The sequence below is a fragment of the Endozoicomonas sp. GU-1 genome (assembly GCF_027366395.1).
Classification (GTDB): domain Bacteria; phylum Pseudomonadota; class Gammaproteobacteria; order Pseudomonadales; family Endozoicomonadaceae; genus Endozoicomonas.
In genome coordinates, this window is the sequence record NZ_CP114771.1 from 5,045,205 (window position 1) to 5,061,284 (window position 16,080).

Here is a 16,080-nt window from a genome sequence, read left to right on the forward strand (position 1 = left end):
TCTACCGTGCTTTACGCAAGGTCAGGTTTTTCAGTGCTTTGGGGTACAATCATGGTTATAGATTTCTTTGCTATTAATCCTGATGAAAATTGTTAATTTGCAAGACCTGCCCTCATGCATCGAAACGGTTGCGCGTTGGCATTACAGGGAGTGGGGGGCTTTATACCCCGGGAGTGCTTTGAGTGACTTTCGGAAGGATATGGAAGCTTCTTTGCTGACCGACCTGATCCCGCAAACCTGGGTGCTTGCAGAGGGAGGGCGTGTCTGGGGATCAGTCAGCATTCTCAAAGAGGATCTGCCAAACTATCCAGAGTTTTCACCATGGCTGGCCAATGTCTATGTGGAACCGTCGAAGCGGGGGCATGGCTATGGTCAGCAGCTGGTAAAGGAGGCAATGGGATATGCACGGCAGCAGAACCTGGGTCCGCTATTCCTGTATACTCCGGATCAAGTGAACTTTTATGAGCAGTTGGGTTGGCGTACTTTTCATGAGGATATCTATCATGGGAAAACAATATTCCTTATGAGTAATAGGCCTGCTCGCGTCTGACTTGACGGAAGATCTGCTGTGCCAATCGATGAATTGTTATCAGTTGTTGCAAGTTGCAGTTAACCTCTAAAGACTTGAACATTATAATGATGAAAATCCATATATTCAGAGCATTTACCTGCATGGGCAAAAGAATTTTATCTTCCCTTCATAAGCTGGTGGCCCCCCACTGGCTGAGAACGTTGGCCATGACTGGTCTTGTTTTTGTCGGCCAGGCCAGTGCTTATGGACAGATTCCTTCACCACCGGAAGTGTCCCTGAAAAGTTACATTCTGATGGACGCCGCCAGCGGTGAAGTGCTGGCCTCACAGAATCCCGATGAGCCCATGCATCCGGCCAGCCTGACCAAGATGATGACCGCGTATCTGGCTGAAATGGAAATGGCTGCGGGCAACATCCACCGTGACGATCAGGTTCTGGTCAGTGAAAAAGCATGGAGCCTGGGCGGCTCCACTATGTTTATTGAAGTTGGGGAGCGGGTAACGGTTGAAGATTTGCTGAAAGGTATCATTATCGTTTCCGGTAATGATGCCAGCGTTGCGGTTGCTGAACACATCGCTGGCAGCGAGGGAGCCTTTGCCCAGTTGATGACCAGTACCGCCCAGCGGCTTGGCATGAACAATACGCTGTTCCAGAATGCTTCCGGCTGGCCAATAGATGACCATTACTCGACCGCCCGTGACCTGGCCATTCTTGGCAAGCATATCGTTCAGGACTATCCGGAATATTACGGCTGGTATGCGGAGAAGTATTTTCAGTACGGCGTCGATAAAAAAACCGGCAAACCCCTGCGTCGTCAGGCAAACCGTAACCGTCTGCTCTGGACCAACCCCTATGTGGATGGTCTGAAGACCGGACATATTGAAGACACCGGCTACCACCTGGCAGTAACCTCCAAGCGTGATGACCGCCGTCTGGTTGCGGTGCTGCTGGGCTCCGCCAGTGAGAAGCAGCGTGCGGATGATGCCCAGAAACTACTGACCTATGGCTTCCGCTTCTTTGAAAATGTGGACGTGAAAAAAGGTGGCGAGCCTCTGCAAACCGTTAAGGTCTGGAAAGGGGACATCAGTGAAATTACTGCGGGTATTACCGAAGACCTGATTGTCACTGTGCCCAGGGGGACGGGTAAGAACCTGACCGCCTCTCTGAAGATCGACCCAAAGCTGGAAGCACCCATCAAGAAAGGTCAGACCATCGGTTCAGTGAACGTTATGCTGGAAGATGAACTGGTTCGTGAGGTGCCGCTGATTGCTCAGCAGGCTGTTGAGCCGGGAGGTTTCTTCAAGCGTATCTGGGATAGTATTGTCTTGTTCTTTACCGGGCTGTTTGCATAACCCGGGTTAAAGATAAGCGTGAAAAGCGCTGTATTCCCGGCCAGGGTGCAGCGCTTTTACTGTTTATAGTCCGACGTTCAGTCCGACAATGATGTAGGTAGATGGTTATGAATGAGCCACAGGCCCCGAAAATTGAATTCCCCTGTGATTACCCTATTCGTATCGTAGGGCACTCCGCTCCCGATTATAAAGATTTTGTGCTGCGGGTGGTGGCCAAACACGCACCAGACTTCGATGGCCATGCCAAAATGAAAACCAGCCGAAATGGCAAGTACATGTCAGTGACCGTGGTTATTCATGCCACTGGCGAACCTCAACTGCAGGCGCTCTTTGAAGATTTGAAAGCCAGTGGCCGTATTCAGATGGTTTTGTAATGGACAGGGCTTTGATGGCTGAAAGCACCCGACAGTCTGACGGTATTGAAAATGACCTGATCGTCCGTTATCTCGGGCGGAGAAACTACGAGCCTGTCTGGCAGGCTATGAAAGCCTTTACTGCCAATAGGGATGATCAGACCCGGGATGAATTCTGGGTGGTGGAACATCCCCCGGTTTTCACCCAGGGGCAGGCTGGCAAGCCGGAACATGTTCTGTTCCCGGGAGATATCCCGGTTATTCAGGTGGATCGTGGTGGCCAGGTTACCTATCATGGCCCGGGGCAGCTGGTGTTTTACTTCCTGATGGATGTGCGCCGGAAGAAGAGTGGTCCAAGGGCTGTGGTTTCTGCATTGGAAAGTGCCGTCATTGCAATGCTGGCCAGTTATGGTTTAGAGGCACAGAACAGGCCGGATGCGCCGGGTGTTTATGTCAATGGTGCCAAGATTGCATCCCTTGGGCTTCGCTTCCGTAAGATGTGTTCTTACCACGGTTTAAGCCTGAACGTCGATATGGATCTGGAACCATTTAACCGAATTAATCCCTGTGGTTATCGCGGGCTTAATGTGGTGGATATGGCATCGCTGCTGGGAAATGTCGATAGGGAGGAAGTGAGTCGGCGTTTACTGGTATGCTTTCAGAAAGCACTCAGTTACATCAATATTGATGAAAGAACGGCGATTGATGAGCTGTTGACGGCAGATAGCGGAGATAAAGGTTAACCCGTTTACCAGTAATCCAAAAAAACAGGGGGAGGCATGTCTACTCATTCCGAAAACAGCGGTCTTGAATCGTTTGACAGCCATGAGCCATTAAAAGGTCATGAGCTGGTGAATAGCGGCCTCACCGGAGAAAGCCCACGGATGAAACCGGAAAACATTATTCCTATCGTGCAAATAGACGGTAGCGTCAAAGTAGAAAGTGGCACCAAATTTGTCAATGACAAAGGTATCACAGCCATTAAAAATGGCATTAAAGCCAGTGCCGGGGGGCAGCATGCCCCGATTCAGCGGAAACCATCCTGGCTCAGAATAAAAGCAAGTCACGGCACAAAATACAAAGAAGTCAAAAGTACCGTGCATGAGCATAAGCTCAGTACGGTCTGCGAAGAGGCCATGTGCCCGAATATCAACGAGTGCTGGAGCTCTGGTACTGCAACCATCATGTTGATGGGTGATACCTGCACCCGGGCCTGCCGGTTCTGCGCTGTGAATACCGGGAATCCCAAAGGGTGGCTGGATCACGATGAACCAGAGCACACCGCTAACTCGGTCAAGCTGATGAATCTGAAATATCTGGTGCTGACCTCGGTGAACCGGGATGACCTGCCGGATGGCGGAGCCGGACATTACGCTGCAGTGGTTCGCCGGGTTAAAGAAGAAAACCCGGAAACTGATGTAGAGGTTCTGACACCTGATTTTCTCGGTGTTATGTCCCACGTTGAAAAGGTTGTTGATAGCCCCATCGCGGTCTTTGCCCAGAATGTAGAAACCGTGCGCCGACTGACTCACCCCGTGCGTGATCCCAGGGCCAGTTACGAACAGACACTGGCGGTGCTGGAGCATGCCAAGAAATACCGTCCTGATGTCCTGACGAAAACCAGCCTGATGCTGGGGCTCGGTGAAACCGATGATGAGATTCTGGAAGCCATGGATGATCTGAGAGCCATTAATGTGGATATCGTTACCTTTGGCCAGTACCTGCAGCCAACGGTTAACCATCTTCCCATTGAGCGTTATGTGACGCCGGAAGAGTTTGAAAAATATCGGCAATGGGGATTAGCAAAAGGGTTTCTTGAAGTCGTTTCCGGTGCGCTGGTGCGATCCAGCTATCGTGCGGAGCAAGTCTTACAGAAGAACAACGTTGGTCTTTGATACGAATGGGGGGGAGGCAATCCCCCCATCTTTGAGTCTATCGCTCTTTGGCCAGTTTTTTCCTTACTCTTTGAATATCACCTAAAGGGGTTTTTTTTGCGATTCGATGACGTAACAAGGGTTCGTTTTTTAATCGAATTCTCCAACTATTAAACTCATTGGCCGTGCTATAAAATTCCCCCGATTTTTGTTTGAGCCTGTTTTTCTCTTTTTGGTCATCACAATCTGATGCCATATCACCATGTATGTGGCCAATAAGGGATAAAAAAGAACCGGTGACGAATGTCAGTGACAGGCTATGTTCAAATTCGGCTAAATGATGCCTGGCTATAGCGCAGGGCTGAATGATCCACTGAGCCTTATAGTCGACTAAAGTCTGGTCACGAGGGTGGAGGCAGCATAGCCAGCCCAGCGCTTTATCAATAATCAGTTTTCGAATGGCCAGTTGGGTTTTTGGAATGTCGTCAGATAATAAAACCGTGCCGCAAGCCTTCCGGTCCAGACCGTAATCGGTTAGTGCTTTGCCGGATTGAGCCAGTATGTTTAACTCACCGGACTTCTGTTCTTGTTTGGCTGACGCATTGAAGGCTTCCAGATGTTCAGATCCTTTTGCTATCACCCTGAGGCTCCATAAATCCATGTGAGCAAAGCTTGCCTGTTGTATTGTGAGCTGAGTTTCCTGACAGAAGTGTTCTAATACGGTTCGAGCCTGTTCAAAGTCGCTGTTGTGCAATAACTGTGTAACGGAGAGGCTGATGTAGGACAGCCGGATTCGAGGGATTGATTTAATGCTTTCCCTTTGAATGGGTGTTTCTTCGATGCTTGTAGAGCGCACAGGGCTGGCATTGATAGAACATTGATCTTCGCCAGGGCTTGGTTTTTGATCTTTCAGGTCTCTGGGTACACTTCTCTGAAATCTTTTTTTACCCGGTATTTTTGTGGTTTTCTCTTTTCTGGTTGAGCCTGGACGGCGTCGTTGTTTTCTGGATCCCTTTATTTCGTCAGATGTCATTTCGTCAGATGTCGCTTCCAGAGCGAGTGGTTTTGTTTCGGAGAGTTCCAGTTCATCGATAATTCCCTGAATATAGAATGATACGTCTTTGGCATCAATAAAATCATAGTGCTCTATAGCCCTCTGCAAAAGGGTAATAACTTCCTCTATTGAACCGAGATCATTCTTGCTGTTCTTGATCAGCAGCAAAGCCAGTTGCAGGTTGGCCGCACTGATACCTTGTTGTATGGCCAGTCTGGAGTGGTGAATGGCTTCTTCTAATCGGTTGCTTTGCTCATACACCTTACTGAGTAACCATCGGGCTTCAGGGACCCGGGATTTTAACAGCTCACTTGCTGCTTTTTCAGGTTCGTTTTTCAGGTAGTACAAAACCGCGGATAAATAGAGCCTGCTGTCTTTGTTGGGGATATCGATAAGGTGGAAGGTATCTTGATTGATCAGAAAATTACAAATAGTATTCAAAACTGGCAGGTCTATTTCTGTTGATGCAAATTTCTCTATTAAAGGTAATACTTTTTTCTTGAATTCGGGGATCTGGAGGAAACGGATGAGCTGTTCCAATGCTGACAGGCTAATGTCCGGTGAGTTATATGCCAGCTGACCGTTTTCACCAAACCGAAACACGTAGAATAATAACGAATTCGGATTTAAATCAGGAATGTCTGTTGAGCCGGGAATGATAGCAAGATTACTGCATTTCAATTTGTTAACCAAATTGAATGCTGATTCGCACAGTTCTGCGATAGTTAAACTTTTTGCAAGCAATTGTTGCGTGTCTTGCTTTCTTTTAAATAATTCAGAGTCGTAAACAAATTCAATGATATTAGCTTTTATAGTTTCAGTATCTCTAAAAAAAAGTATGTATTTTAATGAGTTGGTAATACTTGTGATGATAAATGTGGGCAGTAAGTCTTCATCAAAAGGCTCCATTTTCTGACTCTTTAGGTCGCAGCAAATGACTCTATGATTCATTTTTGCAAGTGGTATATTGGCCATTTTGTCATTTTCGAAAAATGATAAAATCCGTTTGCTGGTTAAAACATAGTTGGCCGATTCTACTTCACGTTTAGAGTTTTTTGTCCACTGTAACCAAATAGCCATTAAGAAAAGATCCTGAATTTGCTCCGGATCGGAAGGCATGCAGCTCAGTAAAAAATCAATAGTGTGATTTTCAAACTGTTCAAGATCATCCGCTATGTTTAATAAGCTCTTTGGCATACTCTCTGGTCTGGCTTCCACGACTTCCTGTAGCTCCCAGAATTTCGCATAAGTAACCTGAAACTGGTCCAGAAGATGAGAGAGTGTTTCTGCTGATGGTGTTTGAAAATATCGTTTTTCTCTTTCTAAAGTGGCATTGTTCCCTCGATGACACAGCTTTTTTTTCGTTTCCAGTTGTGCTTTCGTGTACTGAACAACCGGATGTTCAGTTGCTTTGACAGATCGGTTACGTAGATCCAGTGGTTCCTGTGTTTGCCCCTCTTTTGGCAGATGTGCCTTCAAAGTCGTTATCGCTTCAGTTAACGCTAATGCTTCCAGAAATGCCCCGTGATCGTTTGAGGTTTGAGGGACAAACGGTAGATGAGGTGAGAGGTTATAAGAGTTTGCCATCGGTTTGGGTCTAACGTCAGGGTTGAATTGCGGTTGAACTTTATACTTTTAGACCACGGCAATAACGTTAAGTTCGGTAATGATGCTTTAAACAAAAAGCTACGATTTACTGGTAGGCTTCAGAGGGCTACTCACTTAAGATGTGTTTCCTGAAACTACGGCCTTCGCAATGCTTGCTTGATATTCAAAAAAAGTGGTTGGTCAACCACTTATGGTAAGGTGCTGGCTATTGCTCTTATGCCTCTGAGTAATAGCCGCTTTCCCGTCCCTACTGTTCTGTGGACGAGAGCAGGGTAGAATATTCGCTGTTTTACATGGGTATTTGTCACTAATGACTGAACATCCGATAGCCAGCGGCATTGAGTGCCGTCTGACTGAAGGGATGACTGCGGCAGGAATTCAGCTTTAACACTATGTTTATTGATCAATACTGTACCTCTCTGGCAGACAACCGCTTTTCCTTTACGCGCGAACAGGCCAGCCAGTTTGCGAAGCGCATTGCCAATGATTTTAACCCTTTGCATGATGTGGATAACTCCCGCTTCTGCGTTCCGGGTGATCTGCTATTTGCCAAAATACTGCTGAGTGAAGGCCTGTATAGCGATATGCGTGTCACTTTCAATGGTATGGTCACCGACGGTGTTGAGCTGGAAATCTGTACCAACGATAAAGGACATAAGAGCATTTATGATCTTTCCGGCAAGCTGTATCTGGATATTGAGCGTCACGGAGCCAGCAGTCACGATACGTTGATGATTGAGCAGCTGGTGCGCAGTTATGTGGCTTTCTCCGGTGAGAACTTCCCTAATGTCTTTGTGCCGCTGATGAAATCCCATGGGGTTATGATTAATACCGTCAAACCGCTGGTCATCTACGACAGTATGACCCTGAAAATGGCACGTGTTGACCTGGTAAACCCGCATCTGGAAGCAGCAGGCGCGACTCTGGACGTTAATGGCAAGCGCGGTAAGGTAACGCTTAACTTTGTTTACCGTGAAAATGGCGATGTGGTGGGGATGGGGGAGAAAACCATGATTCTCTCCGGTTTGCGGCCCTATGACCAGGAAGCCATTGATATCATGATTGAAAAACACAGCGCCCGGCAGCACCAGTTTGCCGGCTGAGCGTTTTTTTAATGGCCACTTTTCAATGATTACGTCTTATTTTCTGTGATGACTTTGAAGCGTGGATTCGATTCCGGTTTTTCCAGTGGTATTGCCACATAGTCAGACAAATCGCCTGAATTTTGATATTCTAACTGGCCGCCATTGGATGGCGATGAAAACCCCGTCAGCAATGGAGTGCATTGGCTTTCTAAAAAGTTACCGTGTACAGACAGAAGCAAGAATAAAACCATTTGCCATTGACCGTTAGTAGAGGGACTGTTTCATGCCAGCCTATCGCTCCAGAACATCCACCCATGGCCGTAATATGGCCGGAGCCCGTGCGCTATGGCGGGCAACAGGTATGAACGATGGGGATTTCAACAAACCCATTATTGCTGTCGCTAACTCATTTACCCAGTTTGTGCCTGGCCATGTTCATTTGCAGGACATGGGGCAACTGGTTTGCCGTGAAATTGAGCAGCATGGTGGTGTGGCGAAAGAGTTCAACACCATTGCCGTGGATGATGGCATCGCCATGGGGCACGATGGCATGCTCTATTCCCTGCCCAGCCGGGACATCATCGCTGACTCCGTCGAATATATGGTCAATGCCCACACAGCCGATGCGCTGGTCTGTATTTCCAACTGTGACAAAATCACCCCGGGCATGTTGATGGCGGCCATGCGCCTGAACATTCCGGTGGTTTTTGTGTCAGGTGGGCCAATGGAAGCGGGTAAAACCAAACTGTCACAACATGGGCTTGACCTGGTTGATGCCATGGTGATCGCCGCTTCAGATGCCGATGATGAAACCGTTGCCGAGTATGAGCGTTCAGCCTGTCCAACCTGTGGTTCCTGCTCAGGGATGTTTACCGCCAACTCCATGAATTGTCTGACGGAAGCGCTGGGTCTTTCCCTGCCGGGCAATGGTTCCATGCTGGCTACTCACGCTGACCGTGAGCAGCTGTTTCTGGAAGCCGCTCGCCGTATTGTTGACATCACCCGGCGTTATTATGAACACGACGATGAGAGTGTACTGCCCAGATCCATCGCCAGTTTCAAGGCGTTTGAAAATGCCATGAGTCTGGACATCGCCATGGGTGGATCGACCAATACCATCCTGCATCTGCTGGCAGCTGCCCAGGAAGGTGGCATACCTTTCGATATGCGTAATATTGACGAGTTATCCCGTCGGATTCCCCAGTTATGCAAAGTGGCACCCAACACCCCGAAATACCATATGGAAGATGTTCACCGGGCGGGTGGGGTGATGGGTATCCTTGGTGAGCTGGATCGTGCTGGATTATTGCACAATGATATTCCCATGGTGCACAGCGCCACCGTCAGTCAAGCCCTGTCCCGTTGGGATATTATCCAAACCCGTGATGAGTCGGTAACAACGTTCTTCAAGGCTGGTCCTGCCGGTATTCGTACGACAAAAGCCTTCAGTCAGGATTATCGCTGGGAGACACTGGATGATGACCGGGCAGCAGGCTGTATTCGCTCACTGGAACATGCCTTCAGTACTGAGGGGGGGCTTGCAGTGCTTTATGGCAACATTGCCGCCGATGGCTGTGTCGTCAAAACCTCCGGTGTTGATGATGATAACCTGGTCTTCGAAGGTCCGGCCCATATCTGTGAAAGTCAGGAGGACGCGGTCAACGCTATTCTGGAAGACCGGGTGCAGCCGGGAGAGGTGGTGATTGTTCGCTACGAAGGACCAAAAGGTGGGCCGGGTATGCAGGAAATGCTCTACCCCACCAGTTATCTGAAATCGAAAGGGCTGGGTAAGGCCTGTGCGCTGCTGACGGATGGACGCTTTTCCGGGGGGGACTTCCGGACTCTCCATTGGTCATGCTTCTCCTGAGGCCGCATCCGGTGGTGCCATTGGTCTGGTGGAAAATGGGGATATCATTCGGATAGATATTCCCAACCGAAGCATTAATGTCCAGTTGACCGAAGACCAGCTGGCCGTAAGACGCGCAGCCATGGAGGCCCGGGGGAAAGCTGCCTGGCAGCCGGTTAAGCCCAGGCCAAGAAGGGTCTCCACGGCGCTTAAAGCTTATGCCCGTATGGTCACCAGTGCCGATAAGGGTGCTGTTCGGGATTTGAGCCTTTTTGACTGATCACTGAGTCAGAAAAATAGGATTCCATCTGGTTAACTACTTACATACACAGAATACGAAGAGCCACCAGAATCAGCAGGATGCCACACAGCCGGTTGATCAGCGTGGCTCTTTTTCGTAGCGCTGGCAGCACTTTGCCATGGCCTGCTACTACTTCTATGTGTCGTGATGTTGTATTGGCTGCGAAGTATAGTGCTTTGCCAGCAGTCTTTTAATTAACTTTGCTGGTTCTGTCCGGTTTGGCAAGGACATCCCTGGCTTTTTCCAGCGCGGCATACTCATCAATAAACCAGCCGACACAGCGTTCAGTGCTAATCGGCACACCTGATTCATTAATGGGCTGATAAACGATCCACCACCGCTCTTCTGGCCGGGGGTCGTTGTATACAAAGACATATTTCATATCGCCCCGGTCAGTAATGGAGACCATTACCTTATCGTAGGGGGTATGCGGACACACGTCTTCCATCAAAAACACATAAGTAGGCCTGCCCTGATTGAACTCAATGTACTGAAACTCCTTTATCCGGCGAAAGGTCGCAAGCGCCTTTTCGATGTCCGAATTCATCAGGTAGCCGGGAATATTGTTGTTATCCCACCAGAATTTGCCGTCCAGTGATGGCTTTTTAACAAGAAAAGATCTGTTCATACTGCATAGTCCCTTAAACATTGTTTTAACTTTTAGACCGTTCGTACCAGATTAGGTTCCATGTCATGTTCGCCGACAGGGTTCAGGGCAGGTTATTGATGAATGAGTCAGTTGATGACCGGAATGGGGGGTAAACCTGCCAGATTCAGGGTCAGGGTCAGCAGTTTATCCCAGGCGTTACCTTTCTCTAACCCTTTGATACAACGATCAATCTTTCCTGTATCCAGCAGCATCTGACGCAGGTTTCGCTCGCTGCTCCGGCGAATGGCCTTTTCCAGCAGTGATGACCTGCGCTTGAGCATAAATGGCACAAACCCCAGCGCTTTAGCGGATTGTTCAATGGCCAGATCCCTTGCCATGCCCCGGGATAGCTGTCGGCTCAGATGGCTAAGCAGGCGTATCTCCCTGGCCAGAGCCCAGAGAATGATCGGAGGCTCAATGCCCTCACCTTTCAGAATGCCCAGGATGCGCACACACTGTTTGATATTGCCTTCCAGGGCGCTGTCCAGCAGTTGGAACACATCATATCGGGCGCTGTCCGACACCGCTTCTCGCACGGTTGCTTCATCAATGGTTTTGTCCCTGGCCAGAAGCTTGAGCTTTTCCAGTTCCTGGGATGCCGCCAGAAGATTCCCTTCCACACGCTCGGCAATCAGGCTCAGGGCATCCGGGGTTGCCCGGTAGCCATCCACTTTAAGCTGTTGAGCGAGCCAGCCTGGTAGCTGTCCGGATTCGATTGGCCAGATGGGAATAAATACTCCGGCCTGTTCCAGCGCCTTGAACCATTTTGATTTTTGCAGGGTATTGTCCAGACGATCCGTGATCATCAGTAGCAGATTGTCCGGTGAGGGGTGGCTGAGGTATTCCAGCAGCGCCTTACTGCCTGCATCTCCGGGCTTGCCATTGGGTATTCGCAGTTCAAGAATCTGCTTCTGGGCAAACAGCGACAGGCTGTTGGCCGTGCTGAGAAAGTCCCCCCCAGTCAAAGCCGTTTTCAATATGATAAACATGGCGCTCGGAAAACCCTGCGTTCCTGGCATATTGGCGGATCTGATCACAGCACCGGGCAACCTGAAGCGGTTCATCACCACTGACGATGTAGACAGGTACCAGTTGTTTCTTAAGCTGTGCGCCCAGTTGGTCAATACGAAGCTTCAAGGCAGAGGGTTCCGGTTGGATTCAATGCTTTCCATCTGGGCTTGCGCCGCAGCCCTGGCTTGTTCAGCGGCCGCTGACAGCTCAGCCTCAGACAGGCTGTGAATCCGGCGCAGGGTTGTGGCAACCAGCTCCTGCTGTAGCTCAGAAAGGATAACTCCTTGTTCGGATTCCGCCGCATTCGGCGCATCCTGGCTCAGGGTGATGTAGCGTTCACGGGTTAACTGAACCGGAGCGCCCAGAGGCAGGCCAGAGGCGGTTTGTAACTGATAGACCACCTGCATGGTAATTCTCTGCTCAAAATAGCCGGCACTGGCAACGGTCTGCTGGTCGGTGTCACGTTCAACGCGGATGATGTTGATGCGCCATGGAGCCACCTCGCTGATATTGATGCCACTGCGTTCCATGGCTCTGGAGAGGGAGCGTATATAGACAGGATCATTGCCGGTGATGGACAGTTGGCTGACTTCACTGGCAGTACTCATTGCGCCTCTCAGATGGAAGCCACAGGCCGTTAACAGGCTGGTTAACAGCAGCAAAGTCAGCGTGCTCACTGAACGAAAGGGGTAGGTCATGATCGCTCCAGCAATGATGCTTCAAGTGTCCAAATTCGACCTGTAATTCTACCATGACGGCGGTAGGCAGAAAAAAGAAAATTATTGCGATTGTGGGCCGCTTACTGATGGAAGTCAGCATAAATTCAGTGGCAATCAGGACATTTATATTCAAGCCTGCTACTGATATGCCGCTTTTTTATACAAAGAAAAATAAGAATATTGTTCTTATTTATTGGATTCTGGAGCCAAAGAGACATGCCTCGAAAAATTGAAGGTGGCATGAGGCCTCCCTTGCAGCCTCATCCACCAAAAAATCCTAAGCCAAGGAAAGATGACTTTGCTGGGCAATCTGTGGCTAAGGTGGCAGGGCAATTTTACGTCAGCCCAAAAAAAGGTGAGACGCTAACAGGGAAAGCCCCAACACCTCTTGTGCAACGAAACGCGCTCTCCTTTGAGATTGATAACCTGCAACCAGCAGCACCGATTACTTTTACAGGTGCCACCATCGATCCAGAGTACAACTATCCGATCGTACCCCAAAAAGATTTGTATAAGAGCAGGAAGTTAGGCACGGGAGAATTTGGTGTTGTGATTCTTATGGTTCACAGGTATACCAGTCAGAACCTTGCCCTTAAAATAGTGGCTGATGATGATGAGCGCAGACTGGAATGTGCACAATTGATAAAAATTCAGCGTGCAGTCGCAAGAACAGGCGGGAACTCAGAGAATATTGTCAACCTCATTGCCCTGAGTCGAGGAAGATCAAATAAAAAATACGCCCTTTTAGAGTACGGAGGTAAGGATTTACGTGAGTCGTTAAAAGAGGGTGTTCGTTTCAAAGGTGTAGAGCTGAAAGAGGCTTTTTTTCAGGTGGTTAATGGGGTCAGTACGCTATTCCAGGCCGGTTATCAGCATCATGACATAAAGCCTGCAAATATTTTGATTAATGATGAAGGCAAGGTAAAAATCTGTGATTTCGTGTTAGCAGAACCACTTGGCGGAAGTGTTCAGGTCCTTAGTGGAACCTCCTGGTATAAGCCACCGGAAAAACTATATAGACTGGATGATCAGAAGAATGACAGGGCCGACTCTTGGTCCCTGGGTTGTACGTTCGCGGAAATGCGTCTGGGTTACTCGGTAATGCCAGTAGGTGATGACATGCCCTTTAATGAGGCTGTGAAAGCAATAAAATCATTGAGAAGACAGACATGGGAGGAGCTTTTGGAAAAAGAAGGTCAGGAAGCTGCTGACCTATTCTTGTCATTAACGGAACTGGACCCTGCGGACCGGTTATCCCCCACTGAAGCACTGTCTCACCCTTACTTTGCCACCTTGCGTTGATCTAGTGCTTTGTTGATATTTTTTTAAGAATCCCTTATCAATGAAGCAGAGCCATTGCCTGGTCAGTATTTGTATGGCCAGGAGAATGAATGGTTATTCATAATCCAGCTCTTCATTCTGTATATTTTTCAGTACGCTCATGGTCCAGGCATCCGGGTCAAACACGCCGCAATGAATGCGGCGTGTTTATCGGGTTTTAGCCGGTGTTGCGATTAAGCCAGGTCAAAGCGATCAGCATTCATCACCTTGGTCCAGGCGGCGACAAAGTCACGAACGAATTTTTCCTGATTATCATCCTGGGCGTACACTTCTGCGTAAGCTCGCAGAATTGAGTTGGAACCAAATACCAGGTCAACACGGGTAGCGGTCCACTTCACGGTATCGGTCTTGCGATCGCGGATCTCATAGAGACCATCAGCGGTCGGTTTCCATGTGTAGTTCATATCCACCAGGTTAACGAAGAAGTCTGTGGTCAGCTGACCTTCGCGATCGGTGAAGACCCCGTGTTTGCTGCCACCATGGTTAGTGCCCAGAACCCGCATACCGCCGATCAGTGCGGTCATTTCGTGGGCGGTGAGTCCCATTAATTGAGCACGGTCCAGCAGCATCTCTTCCGCTGCCACGGCGTAATCCCGCTTCAGCCAGTTGCGGAAGCCATCGTGCAGAGGCTCAAGCACTTCGAAGGACTTGACATCCGTCTGCTCCAGCGTGGCATCACCACGGCCCGCAGCGAAAGGCACCTTAACGTCAAAGCCAGCGGCCTTGATAGAGGCTTCCAGAGCGACATTCCCGGCCAGAACAATCACGTCTGCCAGGCTGGCACCGGTTTCAGCGGCAATCGGTTCCAGTACCGAGAGTACTTTGTCCAGGCGTTTGGGTTCGTTGCCTTCCCAATCCTTCTGGAAATCGAAACGGATACGGGCACCGTTGGCACCACCGCGCTTATCGGAGCCACGGAACGTACGGGCGCTGTCCCAGGCCGTAGTGATCATATCGCTGTTGCTCAGGCCGCTGGCGGCAATTCTGGCCTTGAGCGCAGCCACATCGTAATCGGTCTTGCCAGCAGGTACCGGGTCTTGCCAGATCAGTGCTTCCTGTGGTGCGTCCGGGCCGATGTAACGGGTTTGTGGTCCCATATCCCGGTGGGTCAGCTTGAACCAGGCACGGGCAACACATCGGAGAAGTAGGCGTGGTCATCACGGAAGCGTTCGGAGATCTTGCGATATTCCGGATCCACCTTCAGCGCCATATCCGCATCGGTCATGATGGGGTTGTAGCGGATGGATGTGTCTTCCACATCCACTGGCTTGTCTTCTTCGGCAATGTTAATGGGCTCATATTGCCAGGCACCGGCCGGGCTCTTCTTCAGTTCCCAGTCGTATTTGAACAGCAGGTGGAAGTAGCCGTTATCCCACTGGGTCGGGTTGGTGGTCCAGGCACCTTCAATACCGGAAGTCACGGTATTGCGGCCAATGCCACGGCTGGTTTTGTTGAGCCAGCCAAGGCCCTGATCTTCCAGTTCAGCACCTTCCGGAGCCTCACCCAGCAGTTCTGCCTTACCGTTACCGTGACACTTACCTACGGTATGGCCACCGGCGGCAAGGGCTACGGTTTCCTCAGCGTTCATCGCCATACGCCAAAAGGTGACGCGCATGTCGTGGGCGGTTTTCAGTGGATCAGGATTACCATCCACACCTTCCGGGTTGACGTAAATCAGACCCATCATCACCGCTGCCAATGGGTTTTCCAGGTCACGCATCCCGGAGTAGCGTCCACCTTCTTCAGTGCTTGGCTTCAGCCACTCTTTTTCAGAGCCCCAATAGATATCTTTTTCAGGGTGCCAGATATCTTCCCGGCCGAAAGCGAAGCCAAAGGTCTTCAGCCCCATGGATTCATAAGCGACAGTGCCTGCATAAGCCAGCAGGTCAGCCCAGCTCAGTTTGTTACCGTACTTTTTCTTGATCGGCCATAATAGACGACGGGCTTTGTCCAGGTTGGCGTTATCGGGCCAGGAATTCAGTGGTGCAAAACGCTGGTTACCGGTACCGCCACCGCCACGGCCATCGGCAATACGGTAAGTACCGGAAGCATGCCAGGACATACGTACCATCAGGCCGCCGTAGTGTCCCCAGTCGGCAGGCCACCACTGCTGGGAGTTGGTCATCAGATCTTTAAGGTCTTGCTTCAGGCCAGCAAAGTCGAGAGTTTTCACCGCATCCCGATAGTTAAACTCCGGCTCCATCGGGTCAGTTTTTTGATCATGCTGATGTAGAATGTCGAGGTTCAGGGTTTTTGGCCACCAGTCAACATTCGACTTGCCGCTCTCAGTTACCGCACCGTGCATAAAGGGGCATTTTCCAGAGTGGGGTTTATTCATTGTCCGGTTCTTCAAGT

12 protein-coding genes and 2 pseudogenes are annotated in these 16,080 nt (G+C 49.7%); 8 read left to right on the forward strand and 6 right to left on the reverse strand.

What is annotated here, in order from left to right:
* Window positions 1–82: 82 nt before the first annotated feature.
* From O3276_RS21085 to lipA, 5 genes are all read left to right on the forward strand, one after another.
* Complete coding sequence (locus O3276_RS21085) at window positions 83–550, forward strand: GNAT family N-acetyltransferase (RefSeq protein WP_269673069.1); 468 nt, start codon at window positions 83–85, stop codon at window positions 548–550.
* A gap of 122 nt (window positions 551–672) precedes the next feature.
* Window positions 673–1,884, forward strand: a complete 1,212-nt coding sequence (locus O3276_RS21090) for a D-alanyl-D-alanine carboxypeptidase family protein (protein WP_269673070.1) — start codon at window positions 673–675, stop codon at window positions 1,882–1,884.
* Window positions 1,885–1,991: 107 nt separating this feature from the next.
* The gene (locus O3276_RS21095; protein WP_101746054.1) at window positions 1,992–2,258 is read left to right on the forward strand and encodes an HP0495 family protein; all 267 of its coding nucleotides are present in this window, start codon (window positions 1,992–1,994) and stop codon (window positions 2,256–2,258) included.
* Window positions 2,259–2,272: 14 nt separating this feature from the next.
* Window positions 2,273–2,980, forward strand: a complete 708-nt coding sequence (lipB, locus tag O3276_RS21100; protein ID WP_269673071.1) for a lipoyl(octanoyl) transferase LipB — start codon at window positions 2,273–2,275, stop codon at window positions 2,978–2,980.
* A 141-nt stretch (window positions 2,981–3,121) separates the two neighbouring features.
* On the forward strand, window positions 3,122–4,132 hold the full coding sequence (gene lipA / locus O3276_RS21105) for a lipoyl synthase (RefSeq protein ID WP_269676031.1): 1,011 nt from the start codon (window positions 3,122–3,124) through the stop codon (window positions 4,130–4,132).
* A gap of 37 nt (window positions 4,133–4,169) precedes the next feature.
* Here lipA and O3276_RS21110 read toward each other — a convergent pair whose 3' ends face one another.
* Window positions 4,170–6,752 carry a tetratricopeptide repeat protein gene (locus tag O3276_RS21110; RefSeq protein WP_269673072.1) on the reverse strand — a complete coding sequence of 861 codons (2,583 nt, stop codon included), beginning with the start codon at window positions 6,750–6,752 and terminating at the stop codon, window positions 4,170–4,172.
* Between the two features lie 413 nt (window positions 6,753–7,165).
* Between O3276_RS21110 and O3276_RS21115 the strand changes: the two genes are divergently transcribed.
* Both O3276_RS21115 and ilvD read left to right on the forward strand, forming a co-directional pair.
* A complete protein-coding gene (locus O3276_RS21115) occupies window positions 7,166–7,876 on the forward strand; it encodes a DUF3581 family protein (protein WP_269673073.1) in 711 nt (236 codons plus the stop codon).
* Between the two features lie 265 nt (window positions 7,877–8,141).
* Window positions 8,142–9,984 (forward strand): annotated as a pseudogene (gene ilvD, locus O3276_RS21120) (dihydroxy-acid dehydratase).
* 211 nt (window positions 9,985–10,195) lie between these two features.
* On the opposite strand, the gene O3276_RS21125 reads toward ilvD, so the two are convergent.
* The 4 genes from O3276_RS21125 to O3276_RS21140 form a co-directional block, all read right to left on the reverse strand.
* Entirely contained in the window at window positions 10,196–10,633 is a 438-nt protein-coding gene (locus O3276_RS21125) for a hypothetical protein (protein WP_269673074.1), read from the reverse strand.
* A 107-nt stretch (window positions 10,634–10,740) separates the two neighbouring features.
* Window positions 10,741–11,619 (reverse strand): DNA polymerase III subunit delta, encoded by an 879-nt coding sequence (gene holA, locus O3276_RS21130; RefSeq protein ID WP_269673075.1) that lies wholly within the window; start codon window positions 11,617–11,619, stop codon window positions 10,741–10,743.
* Entirely contained in the window at window positions 11,552–11,791 is a 240-nt protein-coding gene (locus tag O3276_RS21135) for a hypothetical protein (RefSeq protein ID WP_269673076.1), read from the reverse strand. Before O3276_RS21135 ends, holA begins: the two co-directional genes overlap by 68 nt.
* Window positions 11,788–12,363 (reverse strand): LPS-assembly lipoprotein LptE, encoded by a 576-nt coding sequence (locus tag O3276_RS21140; protein ID WP_269673077.1) that lies wholly within the window; start codon window positions 12,361–12,363, stop codon window positions 11,788–11,790. Before O3276_RS21140 ends, O3276_RS21135 begins: the two co-directional genes overlap by 4 nt.
* A 237-nt stretch (window positions 12,364–12,600) precedes the next feature.
* Here O3276_RS21140 and O3276_RS21145 point away from each other — a divergent pair, with 237 nt between their 5' ends.
* Entirely contained in the window at window positions 12,601–13,686 is a 1,086-nt protein-coding gene (locus O3276_RS21145) for a protein kinase domain-containing protein (protein ID WP_269673078.1), read from the forward strand.
* Between the two features lie 212 nt (window positions 13,687–13,898).
* Here O3276_RS21145 and katG read toward each other — a convergent pair.
* Window positions 13,899–16,063: pseudogene (gene katG, locus O3276_RS21150) on the reverse strand (catalase/peroxidase HPI).
* Between the last annotated feature and the right edge of the window lie 17 nt (window positions 16,064–16,080).